General features: G+C 61.1%; 21 protein-coding genes. 7 read left to right on the top strand and 14 right to left on the bottom strand.

What is annotated here, in order from left to right; all coding sequences use genetic code 11:
- Positions 1–81: 81 nt before the first annotated feature.
- Positions 82–966 carry a DMT family transporter gene (locus PMI28_RS05315; protein ID WP_007990709.1) on the bottom strand — a complete coding sequence of 295 codons (885 nt, stop codon included), beginning with the start codon at positions 964–966 and terminating at the stop codon, positions 82–84.
- Positions 967–1,091: 125 nt separating this feature from the next.
- Positions 1,092–1,868, bottom strand: a complete 777-nt coding sequence (locus tag PMI28_RS05320) for an IclR family transcriptional regulator (RefSeq protein ID WP_007990707.1) — start codon at positions 1,866–1,868, stop codon at positions 1,092–1,094.
- 166 nt (positions 1,869–2,034) lie between these two features.
- Between PMI28_RS05320 and ypfJ the strand changes: the two genes are divergently transcribed.
- Positions 2,035–2,928, top strand: coding sequence for a KPN_02809 family neutral zinc metallopeptidase (ypfJ, locus tag PMI28_RS05325; protein WP_007990706.1), 894 nt, complete (start codon positions 2,035–2,037; stop codon positions 2,926–2,928).
- Positions 2,929–3,888, top strand: a complete 960-nt coding sequence (locus PMI28_RS05330; protein ID WP_007990704.1) for an alpha/beta fold hydrolase — start codon at positions 2,929–2,931, stop codon at positions 3,886–3,888.
- Between the two features lie 125 nt (positions 3,889–4,013).
- Here the strand turns inward: PMI28_RS05330 and PMI28_RS05335 are convergent, their stop codons facing one another.
- From PMI28_RS05335 to PMI28_RS05345, 3 genes are all read right to left on the bottom strand, one after another.
- Positions 4,014–4,607 (bottom strand): HAD family hydrolase, encoded by a 594-nt coding sequence (locus PMI28_RS05335; protein ID WP_007990702.1) that lies wholly within the window; start codon positions 4,605–4,607, stop codon positions 4,014–4,016.
- Positions 4,604–5,473: an acyl-CoA thioesterase II gene (gene tesB, locus PMI28_RS05340; protein WP_007990701.1), complete on the bottom strand. Its 870-nt coding sequence runs from the start codon at positions 5,471–5,473 to the stop codon at positions 4,604–4,606. The genes PMI28_RS05335 and tesB overlap by 4 nt, the downstream gene beginning before the upstream one ends.
- Before the next feature lie 106 nt (positions 5,474–5,579).
- A complete protein-coding gene (locus PMI28_RS05345) occupies positions 5,580–6,149 on the bottom strand; it encodes a GNAT family N-acetyltransferase (protein ID WP_007990699.1) in 570 nt (189 codons plus the stop codon).
- A gap of 78 nt (positions 6,150–6,227) precedes the next feature.
- Between PMI28_RS05345 and PMI28_RS05350 the strand changes: the two genes are divergently transcribed.
- Positions 6,228–7,148, top strand: coding sequence for a histone deacetylase family protein (locus PMI28_RS05350; protein ID WP_033063557.1), 921 nt, complete (start codon positions 6,228–6,230; stop codon positions 7,146–7,148).
- Positions 7,149–7,430: 282 nt separating this feature from the next.
- Positions 7,431–8,672: a TIGR03862 family flavoprotein gene (locus PMI28_RS05355; protein ID WP_007990696.1), complete on the top strand. Its 1,242-nt coding sequence runs from the start codon at positions 7,431–7,433 to the stop codon at positions 8,670–8,672.
- A gap of 117 nt (positions 8,673–8,789) precedes the next feature.
- Here the strand turns inward: PMI28_RS05355 and PMI28_RS05360 are convergent, their stop codons facing one another.
- Both PMI28_RS05360 and yedA read right to left on the bottom strand, forming a co-directional pair.
- Entirely contained in the window at positions 8,790–10,130 is a 1,341-nt protein-coding gene (locus PMI28_RS05360; RefSeq protein ID WP_007990694.1) for a DEAD/DEAH box helicase, read from the bottom strand.
- Positions 10,131–10,195: 65 nt separating this feature from the next.
- Entirely contained in the window at positions 10,196–11,125 is a 930-nt protein-coding gene (gene yedA, locus PMI28_RS05365) for a drug/metabolite exporter YedA (RefSeq protein WP_007990691.1), read from the bottom strand.
- Positions 11,126–11,288: 163 nt separating this feature from the next.
- Between yedA and PMI28_RS05370 the strand changes: the two genes are divergently transcribed.
- Positions 11,289–11,741 (top strand): Lrp/AsnC family transcriptional regulator, encoded by a 453-nt coding sequence (locus PMI28_RS05370; RefSeq protein ID WP_007990688.1) that lies wholly within the window; start codon positions 11,289–11,291, stop codon positions 11,739–11,741.
- Between the two features lie 136 nt (positions 11,742–11,877).
- Here PMI28_RS05370 and PMI28_RS05375 read toward each other — a convergent pair whose 3' ends face one another.
- The 3 genes from PMI28_RS05375 to PMI28_RS05385 form a co-directional block, all read right to left on the bottom strand.
- Complete coding sequence (locus tag PMI28_RS05375) at positions 11,878–12,483, bottom strand: 3'-5' exonuclease (RefSeq protein ID WP_007990687.1); 606 nt, start codon at positions 12,481–12,483, stop codon at positions 11,878–11,880.
- A 22-nt stretch (positions 12,484–12,505) separates the two neighbouring features.
- Positions 12,506–12,985: a LabA-like NYN domain-containing protein gene (locus tag PMI28_RS05380; protein WP_007990686.1), complete on the bottom strand. Its 480-nt coding sequence runs from the start codon at positions 12,983–12,985 to the stop codon at positions 12,506–12,508.
- 199 nt (positions 12,986–13,184) lie between these two features.
- Entirely contained in the window at positions 13,185–13,958 is a 774-nt protein-coding gene (locus PMI28_RS05385; protein WP_007990685.1) for a DUF2076 domain-containing protein, read from the bottom strand.
- Positions 13,959–14,136: 178 nt separating this feature from the next.
- Between PMI28_RS05385 and PMI28_RS05390 the strand changes: the two genes are divergently transcribed.
- Positions 14,137–14,811, top strand: a complete 675-nt coding sequence (locus PMI28_RS05390) for a YciC family protein (RefSeq protein ID WP_007990684.1) — start codon at positions 14,137–14,139, stop codon at positions 14,809–14,811.
- A 66-nt stretch (positions 14,812–14,877) separates the two neighbouring features.
- The gene (locus PMI28_RS05395) at positions 14,878–15,957 is read left to right on the top strand and encodes an endonuclease/exonuclease/phosphatase family protein (protein WP_007990683.1); all 1,080 of its coding nucleotides are present in this window, start codon (positions 14,878–14,880) and stop codon (positions 15,955–15,957) included.
- Between the two features lie 130 nt (positions 15,958–16,087).
- Here the strand turns inward: PMI28_RS05395 and PMI28_RS05400 are convergent, their stop codons facing one another.
- From PMI28_RS05400 to PMI28_RS05415, 4 genes are all read right to left on the bottom strand, one after another.
- Positions 16,088–16,921, bottom strand: coding sequence for an ABC transporter ATP-binding protein (locus PMI28_RS05400; RefSeq protein ID WP_007990682.1), 834 nt, complete (start codon positions 16,919–16,921; stop codon positions 16,088–16,090).
- Positions 16,909–17,712 carry an ABC transporter permease gene (locus PMI28_RS05405; RefSeq protein ID WP_007990681.1) on the bottom strand — a complete coding sequence of 268 codons (804 nt, stop codon included), beginning with the start codon at positions 17,710–17,712 and terminating at the stop codon, positions 16,909–16,911. The genes PMI28_RS05400 and PMI28_RS05405 overlap by 13 nt, the downstream gene beginning before the upstream one ends.
- A gap of 9 nt (positions 17,713–17,721) precedes the next feature.
- Complete coding sequence (locus PMI28_RS05410) at positions 17,722–18,708, bottom strand: ABC transporter substrate-binding protein (RefSeq protein ID WP_007990680.1); 987 nt, start codon at positions 18,706–18,708, stop codon at positions 17,722–17,724.
- Between the two features lie 375 nt (positions 18,709–19,083).
- Positions 19,084–20,454, bottom strand: a complete 1,371-nt coding sequence (locus tag PMI28_RS05415; protein WP_007990678.1) for an aspartate aminotransferase family protein — start codon at positions 20,452–20,454, stop codon at positions 19,084–19,086.
- Between the last annotated feature and the right edge of the window lie 3 nt (positions 20,455–20,457).

The raw sequence follows: 20,457 nt of genomic DNA, 5'->3' as shown, positions 1-20,457 counted from the left end.
GAACGCAGCCTCGCAGGCTCGGCAGCTGCTACAGATCGCATTAGCGCTTTACTGACTGGCATTAGGCCTGACGCCTCTCTTTCAGCGACGGCTTTGCTGCCACGCTGCCGCCAAACCGCTGCAGCAAATCACGGCGATGCCGATCACTGTGGTCAACGTCGGTGTATGGGAGAACAGCAGCCAGCCCAGCAGGCCGGCGAAGATGATCTGGCAATAGCTGAACGGTGCCAGCAGCGCCGGTGCCGCGAGGCGAAAAGCCTGGGTCAGGAACAGGTGTGCCGTCATCCCGCAGGCCCCCAGCGCCAGCATCATCGCGCCATGCACCAGGTTCGGCGTCTGCCAGAAGAACGGCACCAGCGCACTCATCACCAGCGTGTTACACAAGCCGGCGAAGAAGTTGCTGGTGGTCGGGCTGTCGATCTCGCTGAGCTTGCGCGTCAGCAGTTGATAAAAGCAGAAAAACAGCGCCGAGCAGAACGGCAGCAACACCGCCGGGGTAAACAGATCTCCCCCGGGGTGAACGATGATCAGCACCCCGATAAAACCGCAAATTACTGCCAGCCATTGTCCTCGCGTCACTCGCTCCTTCAGCAGCGGCACCGACAACGCGGTGACCAGTACCGGCGCCAGGAAGTTGACCGACGTGGCCTCGGCCAGCGGGATGTACATCAATCCCGTGGTGAAAAACAGACTGGTGCCGAGCAGACACAGAGCCCGGATCAACTGAAGCAATGGCCGCTTGGTACGCAGGACCCGCAGCCCGGATTGCGGCAGGAAAATCCCGGCCATCAGCAAGGTGTGAACCACGTAACGTGCCCAGACCACCATAACAATGGGATAGAAACCGGAGAGATATTTGGAGAAGGCGTCGTGGCTGGAAAACAGGAAGGTTGCGACAACGATCAGCAGGATCCCTTTGAAGGGCTGATTGACGCCGGAAAGCGGAGTGCTGCTGGGCGACGACAAGACGAGGTCCTTTTATGGAATGAGGCGAGACGCAATTAATTTAGAACCCGGTTCCATTTTATGACATCAACGACACAACAAAGTGTGCGAATACCGCACACTGTTTATTCAAGCAGACATCGCGCTCAACTGAACAACTCTGACGCCTGGCTCGCCAGTGAAAGCTCTTCGGCGTACTTCAACAAGGTCGGCGCCAACTCATGCAATCGCGCGCCGGGCATTCGCGCGCTCGGCCCGGCAATGCTGAGCACGCCGATGACCCGACCATCCAGTGGATGACGCACCACGGCGGCAATTGCCGAGGTGCCCACCGCCGAACTTTCCTCGACCCACGCGTAACCTTGCTCCCGCGCCAGGCGTAACCGCTCCAGAAGCTCAATGTTCGAACGCGGCGCATTCGGCCCTACGTCTTGAGGTAACCCGGTCCCTTGCCGCTCGACCAGTGACAGCGCCTCGGCATCACTCATGCACGCCAGCCACGCATGCCCGGAAGCCGTGTAGAACAGAGGCGCATCGCGGCCCATGTCGGGGTCGTAGCGCAGGCCCGAGCGCGCCCCCTGGGACTTGGCGATCCAGACCTGTCGCTCACCCTGGATCACCCCCAGACGCACCAGTTCACCGGTTTCCCCAGCCAGACGATCGAGCACCGGCTGAACGATATCCGCACCGCTGCCAGACAGATATCGAAAGCCCATGGCCACCAGTTTGGTCGACAAGTGATAGCGCAGGTTGTCCGGATTCTGCCGCACATACCCCAGGCGGATCAGTTCGGCGAGCATCCGGTGAGTCGCGCTTTTAGGAATATCCAATTGATCGGCCAACGTCTGCATCGGCAAACCCTGCGGTTCACCGGTCAGGCTTTCCAGCACGCTGAAGACACGTTCGATCTGACTGCCAGCCATGGTAGGTCCCAAACAAAGTTTGGCTGATTCTAGAAGAGAAGCCCCACGAAGCAAAATTCGGAACCACTTGCACAACCGGCAGTCTGACGACCGGACTGGCGCCGCTCCCACTTGGCAGCAACACTCATCGCACGGAGCTTTACCCGGAACAGAAGAGGATTCCCACATGCTATGGAGAAAAGGCCGACGCAGCGACAACGTGGTCGATGCCCGTGGTGATGACATGGGCGGCGGTGGCGGCGGCATGCGTTTTGGCGGTGGCAAGGGCTTGAGCCTGACGGCGATCCTCCTGATCGTCGGCATCGGCTGGATCACCGGCCAGGACCCACTGCAAATCCTCGGGCAATTGACCGGGCAAATGGAACAGCAATCGGCGCCCGCTACCAACCAGACTCGCAAGGCGCCACCGGCCAATGATGAAGGGGCCGAATTCGTCCGTTCGATCCTCGGCGATACCGAGGACACCTGGGGTGCAATTTTCCAGCAGGCCGGCCGTCAATACAAAGACCCGACCCTGGTGCTGTTCAGCAACCGCGTGAATTCGGCCTGTGGTCTGGCCACATCGGCGACCGGCCCGTTCTATTGCCCGACGGACCAGAAGGTCTATCTGGACATGGCGTTCTTCCAGGAAATGTCCCAACGCTTTTCCGCCGCGGGCGATTTCGCCCAGGCCTATGTGATCGCTCACGAAGTCGGACACCATGTGCAAACCCTTCTTGGGGTTTCCGCGAAAATTCAGGCAGCACGCCAACAAGGCCGGCAGATGGAAGGCGACGGCGGTTTGCTGGTCCGTCAGGAACTGCAAGCCGATTGCCTGGCCGGCGTCTGGGCCAACAATGCGCAGAAACGCCTGAACTGGCTGGAGCCCGGTGACATCGAAGAAGCCCTGAACGCAGCGAACGCCATCGGCGATGATCGCTTGCAACAACAAGGTCAGGGCCGCGTGGTGCCGGACTCCTTCACCCACGGTACGTCAGCGCAACGGGTGCGCTGGTTCAAAACCGGTTTCGCCCAAGGCCAGGTTGGCCAGTGCGATACCTTTGCGGCGAAAAATCTGTAAATGAAGAAATGGTTTTTGGTTGTTCTGTTTACATGCGCAACGTCCCAGGCCGCCGAACATGGGGTCAAGGAGATCAGTCCCGGACGCCTGCTGTTGAAATCAGGTGAAATCGCGGTGGGCATCAGCCCCGCCCCGGCAAAAATCGAACGGGTGCTGATCATCCTCCACGGTCGCTTGCGTAACGCGCAAACCTATCTCCAGAGCGGTGAACACGCGGCCGAACTGGCCGGGCAAAGTGCAACGACACTGGTGATCGCCCCGCAATTTCTCAATGAAACCGACGTTGCGCTGCAACCGGTGGCGGACACGGTTTTACGCTGGCAGGGCAACGAGTGGATGGCCGGCGGCGAATCCACCGCGCCGTTTCGCCTGAGCTCCTACCAGGCACTGGACGAAATCATCGCCCGCCTGGGCGACCGCCAACAGTTTCCGGATGTGAAGCAAATCGTCATCGCCGGTCACTCCGGCGGCGCGCAGGTGGTTCAGCGCTATGCGTTGCTCGGTCATGATCAGCCAACTCTCGAAGCGGCTGGCGTACAGGTGCGATACGTGATTGCCAACCCGTCTTCCTATGCTTATTTCGATGAGCGCCGGCCGGTGGCCTTCAGCCACGCGGGTTGCCCGCAATTCAATCGCTGGAAATATGGGCTGACGGATTTGCCCGCTTACGCCGAAGGACAAACTCCCGCTCAACTGCAGGAAAAGTACCTCAAGCGTGACATCGTTTATCTACTGGGCCAGCAGGACACCGACCCGAATCATCCGGCGCTGGATAAAAGCTGCGAGGCCAAGGCGCAGGGACCTTATCGATTGGCCCGCGGGCGTTTTTACTTTGACTATCTGAAGCGGCTGCAACCGCAAGGGTTGAATCAGCAACTGATTGAAGTGCCCGGAGTCGGGCATAACGGGGACGGGATGTTTACGTCGCCGGAGGGGCAGAAGGCGTTGTTTGGGCAATGACTCTTGTATTGCCTGGGCCTACCCCTTCGCGAGCAAGCCCGCTCCCACACTGGATCTGTGTCGTTCACAAATCCCTTGTGGGAGCGGGCTTGCTCGCGAAGGCGTCAGATCAGCCAAGCACTTCCTCAAGCCAACAGCATCTGCCGCAACTCGACACAATCCGCCGCATGCCAATCGGTCAATTCCGGCCATGGATTTTCCGGCAGGTTCACCAGCACAGTCCGCGCTCCCGCCGCTCGCCCGCAATCAAGATCGAAGCGGTAGTCGCCCACCATCACCATCTCGCTCGCCGGCACGTTCCAGGCCTCGGCCAGTTTCAGCAAACCGCCCGGATGCGGCTTCGGCGGTGCTTCATCACGGCCCAGCACGTCCTCGACCGCGAAGCAGTCGGCCAGGCCAATGGCCTCCAGCGTGACATGCGCCAGCTCCCGGGCATTGCGCGTGAGAATGCCCAGGCGATAACCGCGCCCGGCCAGCTCGCGCACCAGCTCCACGGCTCCCGGTGCCGGTTGCGAACCGAGGGCCAGGTCCCGTTCGTGCTCCAGCAGCCACGCATGCTTGGCTGCGGCTTCATCGGCCGGCAATGCGGCGAGATGGGTCAGGATGTCGGCTTCGGCAGGAATCGCCAAGGCTACGCGAATCGCCGCGAAATCGTGCACGGCCACCGTCAGGGTGCCGTCCATGTCGAACACCCAGTGATGCACGTCGGCCAGGCTCATGCCCAATCCTTGCGGTGACGGATCAAGCCTTCCTGGGTGACCGAGGCCAGCAGTTGCCCGGCGCGGTTGAACACGCTGCCACGGGAGAACCCGCGGGAGTTGCCGGCCCACGGACTGTCCATCGCATAGAGCAACCAGTCATCGGCGCGCAAGTCCTGGTGGAACCACAGTGCGTGATCGAGGCTGGCGACCTGCATGTCCTTGTGCCACACCGATTTGCCGTGGGGCTGCATCGAGGTGGTCAACAAGCCAAAATCCGATGCGTAGGCCAGCAAATACTTGTGCAGCGCCGGCGAGTCGGCCAGGGCACCGTCGGCGCGAAACCAGACGTACTTGATCGGATCGGAGGGCAGCGGGTTGTACGGATCTTTCTCGGTCACCGGACGGAACTCGATCGGCTTCGGACACAGCAGCTTTTCACGCATGTGCTCGGGGATCAGGTGTGCACGTTGCTGGGTCAGTTCCAGCTCCGACGGCAGGTTCTCCGGGCCGACCACCTGTGGCATCTCGGTCTGGTGCTGGAAGCCTTCTTCGTCGTACTGGAACGAGGCGCTGCAAGTGAAGATCGGGTGGCCCTTCTGGATCGCGGTCACCCGGCGCGTACTGAAGCTGCCGCCATCGCGCACGCGGTCAACGGAGTAAACCACCGGCAACTTGGCATCGCCCGGACGCAAAAAGTAGCCGTGCATCGAGTGCACATGGCGCGCCTCTTCAACCGTCTGGCTGGCCGCCGACAGCGATTGGCCGAGCACCTGGCCGCCAAACAGCTGGCGAAAACCCAGGTCCTGGCTGCGACCGCGGAACAGGTTTTCTTCGATCGGTTCCAGACTCAGCAGGTCGACCAGATCATCCAACACTTGGCTCATTCAGACTCTCCTCACGCAAAACAATGCCGTGCAGTCTTGGCTGCAACGGTCGATTCAGTTTCTGGCACCGGCCAAGATAGTCGCCATTGTAAACGTCCGTGCCAGCTTATCCATGCAAGGTTTGCAGCCATTGCTCACGGCTGATGCGGTACAGCACATGCCGACGCAATGGGTGACCGGCGTCGAGACGCGGGTGGTCGAAGTCATCCGCCGGATCATGGTGCATGCCGATGGCCTGCATGACTTTCTCCGACTGCAGATTGGTTTGCGTCGTGAAGGCCACGACCTCATTCAGCGGTAAGCGGTCGAAGCCGCAGCGCAGAGCGGTCCACGCCGCTTCACTGGCATAACCGAGGCCCCAGTGCTCGCGGGCCAGGCGCCAGCCGATTTCCGTGGCGGGGGTGAATGGCGCGTCGAATCCGACCACGCTGAGCCCGGTAAACCCGATGAACTGGCCGGAATCTTTTCGCTGCAAGGCCCAGAGACCAAAACCATGCTCGGCGAAATGACCACGGATTCGCCCGATCAACGATGCGCTTTCCAGTCGGCTCATGATCGCCGGGAAGTAGCGCATCACCTGCGGATCGGCACACATCGCCGCAAACTCCGGCAAATCTTCATCACGCCACTGGCGCAACAGCAGCCGAGCGCTTTCAAGTTCCAGTATTGGCTCCATTGCTCCCCGCCCTCCGATTGCATGCCGCAAGTCTACAACGCTGGTAGGATCCTTCTCTCATTCCTGAATGAAATCATCATGCCGCTCCCGCTGATTTATCACGAAGACTACAGCCCCGAGTTTCCGGCGGACCACCGCTTCCCCATGGACAAGTTTCGCCTGCTGCGCGATCACCTGGTGGACAGCGGCCTGACCCGTGACGTCGACTTGCTGCGCCCTGATCTGTGTCCCGCAGACATTCTCGCCCTCGCCCATGACCCTTCGTATATCGAACGCTACATGAGTGGCGAATTGTCCCGCGAAGACCAGCGCCGCCTCGGCCTGCCCTGGAGCGAAGCCCTGGCCCGACGCACGGTGCGGGCGGTCGGTGGCTCGTTGCTGGCGGCCGAGCAGGCGCTGGAACATGGCCTGGCCTGTCACCTGGCGGGCGGCACCCACCACGCGCACTACGACTACCCGGCCGGGTTCTGCATCTTCAATGACCTGGCAGTGATCAGCCATTACCTGCTGGAAAGCGGCCGGGTGAATCGGGTGCTGATCTTCGATTGCGACGTGCATCAGGGCGACGGTACTGCACGAATACTGCACAACACCCCGGAAGCGGTGACCGTTTCCCTGCACTGCGAGAAGAACTTTCCTGCACGCAAGGCCGAAAGTGACTGGGACATTCCGCTACCCAACGGCATGGGTGATACCGATTACCTGAAAGTGGTGGACGATGCGCTCAACTACCTGCTGCCGCTCTACCAACCGGACCTGGTGCTGTATGACGCCGGGGTCGATGTGCATAAGGACGACGCCCTGGGTTATCTGAAGCTGACAGACGAAGGCGTCGCCGCCCGCGATGAAAGCGTGATGCGCCATTGCCTGGGCCGCGACATTCCGGTGGTCGGGGTGATCGGCGGCGGCTACAGCAAGGACCGCCAGGCCCTGGCCCGCCGTCACGGCATCCTTCATCACAGTGCCCAGCGCGTCTGGCAGTCATCAGGTTGTCACTGAGTTGTGGATGCTTTACCCACAATGCCTGTGGAACTGCCTGTGGATAACCTGAGTGAAAGGGCCTACAGCGCACACTACGTATAGGCTACAGAGTGATGGTTGTTTTTTAACCAGACCTTAATCACACCACAACTCAAATGTGGGAGCGGGCTTGCTCGCGAATGCAATCTGTCAGTCAAAATTGATGTTGGCTGACACGCCGCTTTCGCGAGCAAGCCCGCTCCCACATGGGGCTGTGCTGATAGAATGCCCGGCTTATCCCGCCAGACCGCAGCGCATTCCATGACTCAATCCTCGTCAGCCCTCTCCCATAATGTCGCCATCATCGGCGGTGGCCCTGCCGGTTTGATGGCCGCTGAAGTGTTGAGCCAGGCCGGGATCAAGGTCGACCTGTACGACGGAATGCCTTCGGTCGGGCGAAAATTCCTGCTGGCCGGTGTCGGCGGTATGAACATCACTCATTCCGAAGCCTACCCGGCGTTTCTCTCGCGCTACGCCGAACGTGCCCCGCAGATCGCGCCGCTGCTGCGCAGCTTCGGTGCCGATGCGTTGTGCCAGTGGATTCACAACCTGGGCATCGAAACCTTTATCGGCAGCTCCGGCCGGGTGTTCCCCACCGATATGAAAGCCGCGCCGCTGCTGCGCGCCTGGCTCAAACGCCTGCGCGACAGCGGCGTAGTTATCCACACCCGCCACCGCTGGCTCGGCTGGGACGAGCGTGGCGGTTTGCGCATCGACAGCCCGGACGGCGAAAAAACCGTTCAAGCCGAGGCCACCCTGCTCGCCCTCGGTGGCGGCAGTTGGTCGCGCCTGGGCTCGGACGGTGCATGGATGCTGCCACTGGAGCAACACGGCGTAGGACTGGCGCCGTTGCAACCGAGCAATTGCGGCTTCGAGGTGCAGGCCTGGAGCGAATTGATGGTCAGCAAATTCGCCGGCGCGCCGCTGAAAAACATCGCCATCGGCCTGAACGATGACGTGCCCCGGCTCGGCGAATGTGTGATCACCGCCACCGGAATCGAGGGTAGTTTGATCTACGCCCTGTCGGCACCGATCCGCGAGGCAATCAACCAGCACGGTTCGGCAACGATTCATCTGGACCTGCTGCCCGGCCGGCCTGTGGATAAAATTCAGGCGGCATTGAGCAAACCCCGGGGGTCACGCTCCATGGCCAAACACCTGCACAGTCAGTTGGGCATCGATGGGGTAAAAGCGGCGCTATTGCGTGAACTGACCAGCGTCGAGTGCTTTGCCGATATGGCCTTGCTGGCGAACGCGATCAAGGCATTGCCCCTGACACTGGTGAAAACCCGTCCACTGGACGAGGCCATCAGCAGCGCTGGCGGTGTGTTGTTCGAGGCGATGGATGAGCGATTGATGCTCAAGCAAATACCTGGCGTGTTTTGCGCCGGGGAAATGCTTGATTGGGAAGCGCCGACGGGCGGCTATCTGCTGACTGCGTGTTTCGCCAGTGGGCGAGCGGCGGGTTTGGGGATTGTGGAGTGGTTGCAGCGCCAGGCTTAAAGACCGAGGCGCGCCCTTCGCGAGCAAGCCCGCTCCCACACTGGATCTGTGTCGTGCACAAATCCCCTGTGGGAGCGGGCTTGCTCGCGAAGGCGGCCTAACAGACGCTGCGTGTAATCAAGGCTTACGCTTACGCGGCCCAGTATTGAACACCGGCACTTTGCGTACAGGCTTGATCGAAGGCTCCGCCGGAGCAACTTCTCCGCTATCCACCCACTTACCCAGATTGCGTTTACCACCGCCACCGCCGGAAACCTTCGGCTTCTTCGGTTTCTTCGGCTTCTTGACGACCTGACCACTGGCATCGGTGTCCGGCACCCGGTGCTCTGGCTCGAAATCCGGCTCGTTCTGCCGCGTCAGCGTCTGGCGGGTCAGCATCTCGATGGCCGACAGCAGATTCACTTCATCGGCGCACACCAGGGAAATTGCTTCGCCGGTCGAGCCCGCGCGGCCGGTACGACCGATGCGGTGGATGTAGTCCTCGGCCACGATTGGCAGGTCGAAGTTGACCACCAACGGCAAGTCTTCGATGTCCAGACCACGGGCGGCCACGTCGGTGGCGACCAGGATCTGCACTTCACTCGCCTTGAAACGGTCCAGTGCGCGCTGACGGGTCGCCTGGGGTTTGTCGCCGTGGATACCGTCGGCATTGATGCCCAGGCCCTGGAGTTTTTCCACCAGCGCATCGACGCCATTACGGGTCTTGGCGAACACCAGCACCTGCTTCCACTTGCCCTTGCGCATCAGGTGCACGAACAGCTCCGGCTTGCGCTTCTTGTCCACCGTCACGATCCATTGCTTGACGGTGTTGGCTGCCACGTTGCGCGGGCTGACTTCGATACTCAGCGGGTCGTTGAGCATTTGCCCGGCCAGCAGGCGAATGTCATCGGAGAAGGTCGCGGAGAACAACAGCGTCTGACGTTTCTTCGGCAGCGCGCGGTAAATGTTCGCCAGTTCCTCGGAAAAGCCCAGGTCGAGCATGCGGTCGGCTTCGTCCAGCACCAGGGTTTGCAGCTGGTTGAACTTCAAAGCGTTCTGGCGGAACAGGTCGAGCAGACGGCCCGGGGTCGCCACTAGCAGGTCGACACCGCTACGCAGCTTCATCATTTGCGGGTTGATGCTGACGCCGCCGTACACCGCGTAGGTGCGCAACGGCAGGTTCTCGGCGTACTGGCGCACGGCTTCGTGAACCTGCTCTGCCAGCTCGCGGGTCGGCACCAGGATCAGTGCACGCACCGAGTTGGCGGTGACTTTCGGCCCTTCCATCGCCAGCAGTTGCAACAGCGGCAGGGCGAAACCGGCGGTCTTGCCGGTGCCGGTCTGGGCGGCGGCCATCAGGTCGCGACCGGCCAGCACCGCCGGAATGGCTTGCGCCTGAACCGGCGTCGGAGTCTGGTAGCCGAGCGTCTCGAGGGAGCGCAGCAAGGGTTCGATCAGGCCAAGGGTGGCGAAAGTCATGGGAGTACCGTAGGAAAATTCAGCGCGGTTGTGCAAAACGAATGTGCAATGGCGCGCAGTTTACCCTAATTCACACGGGATTCTGTCGGCACCACCGTCACCACAGGCTTTACCGGCGCCCGACGCCACTGCGGCAATCCGATCAGCACCACGGCACTGATGATCACCGCCATCGCCAGGGCTTCTTCGATGCCGATGGTTTCACCGACGAACACGATCCCCAGCAACACCGCCACCGCCGGGTTGACATAGGCATAACTGGTGGCCGCCGCCGGACGCACGTGCTTCAACAGGTACATGTAGGCATTGAAGGCGATGATCGAACCGAACACGGTCAAGTACGCCAAGGCTGCCCAGCCTTCGATTGGCGGCACCTTTTCCAGATGTTCTCCGCTGACCGCACTGCCGATCAGCAGAACCACGCCGCCGACCAGCATTTCCACGGCACTGGCCATCGCCCCTTGAGGCAGCGGCAGGTGTTTGCTCCAGACCGAACCGAAGGCCCAGGTCGCTGCCGCGAAAATCAACAACGCCGCGCCCAACGGACTCGATTGCAGGTTGGAGCCAAGATTGAGCATGGCAATGCCGATCAACCCGAGCACAATCCCGGCCCATTCGAGACGGGTATTACGCGCGCCCCAGAAATATCCACAGAGCAAGGTAAACAGCGGCACCGTCGCCACCGCCAACGCGGCGACACCGGAAGCCACACCGGTGTGCTCGGCGACACTGACCGCACCATTACCACAGGCGAGCAGCAACACGCCGATGACCCCGGCCGCTTTCCACTGCGCCCAGGTCGGCGCCGGCGCCCCGCGCCAGCGCAGGAAGGCGTACATCAAGGTCCCGGCGATGACGAAACGGATCCCGGCGAGCAGCAGCGGCGGCCAATATTCCACACCGATGCGAATCACCAGATAGGTCGAGCCCCAAATCACGTACAGCGCGAAGAAGGCGGCGATCAGCGGTAAGGGAAAGCGACGTGGGCCAGGCATGGGGGCAGCTCGCAGGCAAGACAAGTGAACGGCAATTCTAGAAAGGCCAACGGCGGAAAATAAGTTACAAAACCTGTTTATCGCACCGGTACACTTTTCAAAACACGGAGATTCTTGCAATAAACCGTGCTTTCGAAAGTCAGCCATTTTCAGGAGTCGTCCCATGGACAAATACGACCGCATGCTGCTCAGCGCCTTGCTGGAAAACGGTCGCGCGTCCTACGCGGACCTGGCGCGCAAGGTCAACCTGTCCGCCCCGGCCGTGGCCGAGCGCGTGGCCAAACTGGAAGCCAGCGGCGTGATCACCGGTTATCAGGCGAAAGTCGACATGGCCAAGCTCGGCCTGCCGATCCAGTGCGTGATCGAACTGCGCCTGAACCAGCACGGCAACCAGAAAGCTTACGACGACCTGATCAAAATCCCGCAATTGACCGAATGCCATCGGGTAACCGGCGATCCCTGCGTGATCATGCAAGCGGCGGTGGGCTCAATGCCGGAGCTGGAAGAGTTGATCAACCGGATTGCCACGTTCGGGTTCAGCAAGACGTCGATTGTGCTGTCGAGTGCGATAGAGAAGCGGGTGCCGTTGGGGCATATCGAAGGGAATGGCAAATAACCCCAAGACCACTGAAGACCACATGTGGGAGCGGGCTTGCTCGCGAAAGCGGTGCATCAGTCGACAGCAATGTTGAATGAAAAATAGCCTTCGCGAGCAAGCCCGCTCCCACAGGGGATTTGTGGTGAGTTCGGGATCAGCGATAGCGCTTGAGATGTTCGCCCACTTTCGCCGCCGGGACCTTCTGCAACTTGCACAGCAAATCATGGGACAGCTCGCGCAAGCCATGCTTCTGGAGCAACTCTTTCTCCAGGTGCGCCATCAGGTTGGCCGCCATCTCGGCATCGGCCATGGCCCGGTGGGCCTTGCCGGTGTGGGGCAGGTTGGCAAACGTGGTGAGGGTGCCGAGTTTGTGGTTCGGCGCGGCGGGCATCAGGCGCCGGGCCAAAAGCAGCGAGCAGGCAAAGTTCTGCAATCGGGTGCGTTTGATTCGCCCCAGTTCGAAGTCCCAGAACTTCTGGTCGAATGCCGCGTTGTGCGCGAGCAACGGAGTGCAGCCGACGAATTCATTAACCTCGTTCATCACTTGCTCCGCCGAGGGCGCGGTGCGCAGCATGGCGTTGCTGATGCCGGTGAGCTGCTCGATGAAGGCCGGGACACGCACGCCGGCGTTCATCAGGCTTTGGTAACGCTCGACGATGCGCCCCTGCTCAAGGATTACCACGGCAATTTCCGTGGCCCGGCAGCTGCTGCTCGGGGAGATCCCGGTGGTTTCAAAGTCGATGACTGCTATGCGTTCCAAACCTGGTTCAACTCCGTAAAAATCAATTCTTGAGCAGCAACGCGCCTTCGATCGGCACGTAGCGGCTGGCGGCGCGGATCAGCGAGTTGGCCGTCAGGCCCGGTACGCCGTAGGCCACCGCTTGCACGCCGTGTTTGCTGATGATGCGTTCGAGCAGCATGTCGAAATCGCCATCGCCGGAGGCCAGCACGATTTCGTCGACATGATCGGCGGCATCCATGATGTCGAGGGTGATGCCCACGTCCCAGTCGCCCTTGGCCGAACCATCGCTGCGCTGGATGTAAGGCTTGAGCTTCACGGTGAAACCGAGGTTGCGCAGGATCTGCTGGAACTGCTGCTGTTTGCTGTCGCCACGGTCGATGGCGTAGGCGTAGGCTTCGACAATTTCGCCCTGTTTGCTGATGTCAGCCCACAGCGCGGCGTAGTTGAAATGGCAACCATAGGCCTGACGCACGGTGTAGTAGAGGTTTTGGACGTCGGCGAACACTGCGATTTTTTTCACCGGTATTCCTCAAAGGCTGAATCAGGCACCAGGCCCGAAAAGTCGCCCAGTATGCCAGCCCGAAGGATTGTTCCGCGAATAATCGGCTATGTGGCGAGGGAGCTTGCTCCCGCTGGGGTGCGAAGCAGCCCCCTTACGTTAGAACCCAAGGGGCCTGCTACGCAGTCCGACGGGAGCAAGCTCCCTCGCCACAGATGTTTCAGACGAAGGAATCGTCGTCGCCGCCGAATAACGAGTCATCGCTGTAGTCAGCGTCGCTGAACCCGCCCTGATCGTTGCCATAGGAATCATTACCGGCCATGCGCTGGTCATCGCCCCAGCCATTGTTGCCCTGGTCGTTGACCTGGGCTGGCTCTTCCTTGATGACCTCAACGACTTCCGGTTGCTGATTGTGATGGAACAGGCTGCTGATGCCTTGGGCGAGCATCACGCCGCCCGCCACGCCGGCGGCAGTTTTCAGCGCACCGCCGAGGAAACTGCTGCCGGCCGCTGCCGGAGCCTGCTGTTGCGGCGCATAACCTTGCTGTGGAAAGTTCTGCTGCGGGGCGCCGAAGTTCTGTTGGGGCGGTGGTGCGCCAAACGACGAACGCCCCGGCTCTCGCCAGCCACCGCTCGATGGCGGTGCGCTCTGGGTGGGTGCCGGCTGTGGCTCACGAGAGCTGCCGCCAAAGATGCTCGACAAAAAGCCACCGCTACCCGGTGCCGGAGCAGCCGGTTGGGCCTTGGCTTGTTGCAATTCTGCCTGCAACTGCTGAACTTGCTGGGTCAGTTGCCTGTTCTGTTCATCAAGGCTCTTGATCGCCGCCTCTTGCACCAGAATCGCCTGGGTCATGAAATAACCTGCCGCTGGCTGGCGCGTCAGGTGTTCCTTGATCCGCGCCTCGGCCTGGGCATCGCGCGGGGCTGAGTCCGTTTCGGCCTGTTGCAGCCGGGAAAACAGTCCATCGATCAGGGTTTGTTCTTCGCTGTTCATGGCGACCTCGTAGATTGCCGGGGAAATCGTTGCCTTTATCCACTGAGGATAAGGTGCTCAACCTTAATGGAGGCTGAAACAATATGTTTCAATGACCTTTACCGAACGTTTACGTTTGCGTCCCCGAGCGCTTGATCGGTTAAAGTGAGCCACTGCGTCCAACCTGCGATACCAACTGATGAATCCGTTAGATGTCCTGCGTGACTCGCTGTATTTCTTCAAGCGCAATCTGAGCCAGATCGTGCAGCTGTGCCTGCCGCTGGTGATGCTTGAGGCGCTGCTGCAACAAGTGGTCGACCACTCCACCGAGCCGGACAGTTTCCCCGGTATCAGCGTGATCGTCGGCCTGCTGGTGTACCCGCTGTACACCGCCGCGCTGATTCTGTTTCTCGACGCCCGCAGCCGAGGCGAGTCGCCGCGCAACCGCGACCTGCTGGCGATGGCGGCAAGCCTGTGGCCACGCTTCGCCCTGCTGACGGCGCTCAATACCGTGCTGATTCTGCTTGGCCTGTCGCTGTACTTTCTGCCGGGCATCTACCTGATGGTGACCCTGGCGTTTGGTGAATACCTGCTGGTGTTGCGGGGCCTGGCGCCGCTGGCAGCCATGAAGGAAAGCCTGCGCATGACCCAAGGTCACTTTCTGCGCATCCTGCTGTGCATTTTGTGTGTGATGGGACCGTTGTGGCTGCTCAAGGGGGTAACCCTGGCGGCGTATCCGGAACCGCAAAACCCGGTGATCTCGCTGCTGATCGACAGCGCCCACAGTTTCCTGCAGCTGTTCACCAGCGTGGTGCTGTTCCGTCTGTTCATGCTGATCAACCCGTTGCCTGAGAGCAATGACAGCTCGCTCTGACCTTGGGCGCGGCCATCGCTCTCGGGTATGCTCGGGAACAATTTTGTAACGCTAATAAGCCGAGCCATGACCCGTCTACTGCGCTACACCCTGCTGGGCCTGTTGGTCGTGATCGGCCTGATCGCCGCGATGATCTACAGCCTGACCTGGCGCCCCGATGCCAAAGAAGTGTTGCCCGTCAGTTGCAGTACCCAGGCTCCCACCCTGGTCCCCGGGCAGGCGCTGAAGGTAATGACCTGGAACGTCCAGTACCTGGCCGGCAAGCGTTACGTGTTCTGGAACGACCTGGCCGCCGGCACCGACGAACGCCCCACAGCGGAAGACATGGCCTTCAGCCTCGACGAAGTGGCGCGGGTGATTCGCGACGAACAACCGGACATCGTACTGTTGCAGGAGCTGGACGACGGCGCCAAGGCCAGCAATTACCAGCACCAGCTCAAACTGCTGCAGGAACGGCTCGCCGATTTGTATCCGTGTGGCACCAGCGCCTTCGACTGGAAGGCCGACTTCGTGCCGAACCCGCACATTTTCGGCAGCGTCGGCCGGCAACTGGCAACCCTGAGCCGCTACCAGATCGAACATGCCGAACGCCTGCAACTGCCCGTCGATCCGGGCAATCCGGTCAGCCGCCAATTCAAACCCAGAGACGCCTTGCTGGTGAGCTACTTGCCATTGAGTGATGGCGGGCAGTTGGCGGTGCTCAATACCCATCTGGACCGCGCCACCCAAGCCGACAATGCCCTGCAAGACCAGGTGAACGCCGTGGCCAGGGCCCTCGATAAATTCGAAAGCCGTGGCACGCCGTGGCTGATCGGCGGGGATTTCAACCTGTTGCCGTTGGGCCAGTATCGACGCCTGCCCGATGCGCAACGCACGCCCTACTCCGCCGACAGTGCGTTGCATGTGCTGTGGGACAAGTACCCGATGATCCCGACCAACAACGAAGCCAGTGGTATCGACCGCAAGCGCTGGCTGACCCACTACCCGAACGACCCGGGGCTGAACGGCCCCGACCGGACCGTCGACTACCTGTTCTACAGTCCGCGGATCAAACGGGTCGAAGCCATGGTGAGGCAAGACGATACGTTGCGTATCTCCGATCACTTGCCGGTGATTGCCCGGTTCCTGTTGCCGGCTGCGCCCTGACCCTGAGTCAACACAAAACCGGTGGGAGCGGGCTTGCTCGCGAAGGCGGTGTATCAGCTACCTGGGAAGTCGACTGACACGCCCTCTTCGCGAGCAAGCCCGCTCCCACTCAGAGCTGTGCAAACCAGACTTAATGCACCTCTTCCAGATCGTCATGCAGCAGCCCGAAGATCTCGCGCTTCATTTCGATGAACGAGCGCTCCATGACCATGTCCAGGTTGCGTGGACGTTCGATCGGCACATCCAGAATCTGCTTGATCCGCCCAGGCCTGGCGCCCATGACGTAGACCCGGTCGCCAAGCAGAATCGCCTCGTCGATGTCGTGGGTCACGAACAACACGGTCTTCTTGCTGTTGCCCCACACCCGCAGCAACAACTGCTGCATTTGCAGGCGCGTCTGGCTGTCGAGGGCGCCGAAGGGTTCGTCCATCAGCAGGATCTGCGGGTCATTGGCCAGCGCGCGGGCAATAGCGACGCGTTGCATCATCCCGCCGGACAACTGCTTGGCGTAGTTGTCGGCAAAACCGCTCAGGCCCACTTCGTTGACGTAGTAGTCGACGATGTCCTTGCGTTGCGCCGCCGGCATGCCGCGACGTTTGAGGCCGAACTCGACGTTCTGCCGCACGGTCAGCCACGGGAACAGCGTGTAACTCTGGAACACCATGCCGCGATCCGCGCCGGGGCCTTCCACCTGTTGGCCGCCGACGTAAATCTCGCCGGAGGTCGGTTCGGCCAGACCGGCAGTGAGATACAGCAGGCTCGACTTGCCACAACCCGAAGGTCCTACCAGTACGGCGAACTGCTGGTCCGGGACCTCGAACGACACCTCCTGCAACGCAGTGAACGTGCCGCCATCGGGTTTCCTGTAACTCAGACTGACCTTGTCCACTTGCAGCCGGGGCGCGTTCACCGGGGCAGCCTGGGGGGCGACAAAACGATGAGTGGCGGCGGTTACTGAGCCCATGCGGTGATCCTCAGACGGAGAAAACGGAACAGTTGATCGGTGACCAGGCCCAGCAGGCCGATGATCGCGATGGCCAGGAAGATCACATCCACCTGAAAGCCGCGCATGGCCTTGAGGCTCAGGTAACCCAGGCCACTGGAAGCGGCGACCAGTTCGGCGACCACCAGGTAAGTCCAGGCCCAGCCCATGGTCACGCGCAGGGTATCGAGTACGCCTGGCAGGGAAGCCGGGGCGATCACATGCAGCACCGCATCGCGGCGATTGGAACCGAGGGTATAGGAGGCGTTGATCAGGTCCTTGGAGATGCCTTTGGACACGTCCGCGATCATCACCAGTTGCTGGAAGAACACACCGAAGATGATCACCGATACCCGCTGCTCCAGGCCGATGCCGATCCACAGGATGAACAGCGGCACGAACGAGGTCACCGGCAGGTAGCGAATGAAGTTCACCAGCGGCTCAAGGAAGGCCTGGACGATGCGGAAGCTGCCCATCAGCAACCCCAGCGGCACCGCCACCAGGGACGACACAATGAAACCGACCATCACCACTTCGACGCTGGCCCACACATGCTGGCCGAGAGTGCCGTCGCGACCGAGGCGTACGGCGGCTTCGACCACCGCACCCGGCGTCGGCAGGAACATGCCCGGCACCACGCCACCGTAAGACAAACCGGCCCACAGGCCGACCAGCAGCACCCAGGCCAGACCGCTCGCGCTCCAGATCACCGAGACCGGCAGGCCGGTCTTGGGCGTGATGCAGCGGCTCAGCCATGAATTGCGCTTGAACATGCAAACCTCCTAGAGGGGGGTGACGAAACGGTTGTCGATCAGGTCGTCATTGCTGACGTTGTAGGGCTTGCCTTGCAGCTCGCTGGCGGTCTCGTTGGCCAGTTTGATCAGCGGTGCGCTGTCACCCGGTTTGCCCGGCGCGCCCAACAGTTTTTCGCTCATGGCCTGATCATAGAAACGCACGCCTTGGGCGGCCGCTTCGAGTTCCTTCGGATCGGCCAGGTAACCGCCGACACCCTTGGCCATGATTTTGTAGGCCTCCTGCGGATGATCCTTGGTGTACTGCACGGCTTTGTACAAACCGGCCACCAGTGCCTTGACGTCTTCCGGCTGTTTTTCGATGACGGTGCAGTTCAATGCCACCACGTCGACGATCACGCCCGGCGTGCTGCTGCTGTCGATCAGCACCTTGCCCTGTTTCTTGTCGCGCACCATCGACAGGTGCGGCTCCCAGGTCACGGCGGCGGGTACGCGACCGGCGATGAACGCGGTGGCGGCATCGTCGGCCGTCATGTTCTGCACGGTGATGTCGCTCATTTTCATGCCGTTCTTTTTCAGCAGATACGACAACCAGAACTGCGAAGTCGACCCTTCGTTCACCGCCACGGCCTGGCCCTTGAGGTCTTGCAGGTTCTTGACGTCCTTGCCCACCAGCACGCCGTCGCCACCATGGCTGTCGTCCAGCGCGGCCACGGCCTTGAAGCAGAATTGCGGACGGTACTTGAGCACCTCGTCGATGGTCGACGCCGAGCCGGACAACTCGCCGGAAGCTTGTGCGGCCATGTACATCGCCGCTTCTTCGACCACTGGCAACTCGACGGTCAAACCGTTTTCCTTGAAGTAGCCAAGGTCCTGGGCCAGGTACAGGGTGCCGTAGCCGACCCAGGTGGTATGACCGATGGACAAGGTGCCGGCCTGGGCGCTGGTGGCGACCGTCGCGGCGATGGCGGTGATCGCCAGTGGATGGACAACGCGGGTAAGCAAGGACTTGATCATGGAGCACTCCCAAAGCTGTTGATTTAGTTTTGTCATGGGCAGTACGGCGAGCCCTGAATCGGCTGCTACCTGTGGTCTCTGAGGGACCCTTCGGCGGGCAGCATTCGGCGGGCTGGCGAGATCGATGTTGGCCCAAGGGCGGGATTAGGAAAATGAGGAAATATGTGGATGCGAACGATGAAAAAACTCGTTAGCGCGCACTGCGAAAGGGCGCTGTCGGCGGGGACGCACGGGGTGAGTGCAAGGTGCTGGAACTATGTTGAATGGGCCATAGCATTCGCGAGCAAGCCCGCTCCCACAGGGGATCGGTGTCAGACACAAATCCAATGTGGGAGCGGGCTTGCTCGCGAAGAGGCCCGAAAGAACGCTACACGATCAGAGCCGGCCGTATTCCTGCGCCGTTCGATCCACCGCTTTCAAGGTCTTGGCGATCAGTTCGTCAATCTCTTCACGACTGGCAATCAACGCCGGCGCCATGATCATCCGGCCCAATGTCGAGCGAATGATCACCCCCTCCTCGAAGCCAATCGTGCGGCAACGCCAGGCGATGTCGTTCTCGTTGGCAAAACGCTTGCGGCTGTTTTTGTCTTCCGCCAGTTGCAGCGCCGCAACCATGCCGGTGCCCTGGATATCGCCCACCAGCGGGTGCTTGCCAAACACTTCGCGCAGGCACTGTTGCAGGTACGGGCCGATGTCATCCTTGACCCGCGTCACCACACCTTCATCGCGCAGTGCCTTGAGGTTGGCAATCGCCACCGCCGCCGCCACCGGGTGCCCGGAGTAAGTCAGGCCGTGGGCAAACACACCGCCCTGCTCCACCAGCACCGAGGCCATTTTCTTCGACAGGATCAAGCCGCCCATGGGGATGTAGCCCGAGGTCAAGCCCTTGGCGATGGACAGGGTGTCCGGCTCGAAACCGAAGTACTCGTGGGCGAACCATTCGCCAGTACGACCGAAGCCGCCGATCACTTCATCGGCACACAGCAGCACGTCGTACTTGCGGCAGATGCGCTGGATTTCCGGCCAGTAGCTTTCCGGCGGGAAGATCATCCCGCCAGCGCCCTGGAACGGTTCGGCGATGAAGCCTGCGACCTTGTCCGCACCCAGTTCGAGAATCTTCGCTTCCAGTTGCTGTGCCGCGCGCAGACCGAATTCGGCTGGCGTCAGGTTGCCCTCGTGAGCGAAGAAGTACGGCTCGTCGATGTGCTCGATGTGCGGAATCATGCCGCCCATTTCGTGCATGAACTTCATGCCGCCCAGTGCCGTCGCGGCCAGGGTCGAACCGTGGTAACCGTTCCAGCGGCCGATCATGATTTTCTTCTCGGGCTTGCCGAGCACCTGCCAGTAACGACGCACCGTGCGGATCAACACCTCGTTGGCCTCGGAGCCGGAGTTGGTGTAGATCGCGTGGCTGTAGTGCCCCGGCAGCAGGCTGAACAGCAGCTCGGACAGCTCGATCACCTGCGGGTGGGTGGTGTGGAAAAACATGTTGTAGTACGGCAGCTGTTCCAGTTGCTGGCTCGCCGCGGCCGCCAGGTCCTTGCGCCCGTAACCGAGGTTGGTGCACCACAACCCGGACATGCCGTCGAGGTAACGCCGGCCGTCGTTGTCCCACAGGTGCAGGCGCTCGCCACGGACCATCACCCGTGGTCCCTCGTCGTTGAGGGCTTTCTGATCGACGAACGCATGGATGTGGTGCGCAGCGTCGGCGGCCTGGTAGTCGCGGGTTTCACGTGGTGTGGTCATCGC

It is taken from the genome of Pseudomonas sp. GM48 (genome assembly GCF_000282335.1).
Lineage (GTDB): Bacteria > Pseudomonadota > Gammaproteobacteria > Pseudomonadales > Pseudomonadaceae > Aquipseudomonas.
The sequence above is the reverse complement of the archived record's forward strand: the minus strand, read 5'-3'. Positions and strand labels throughout refer to the sequence as shown.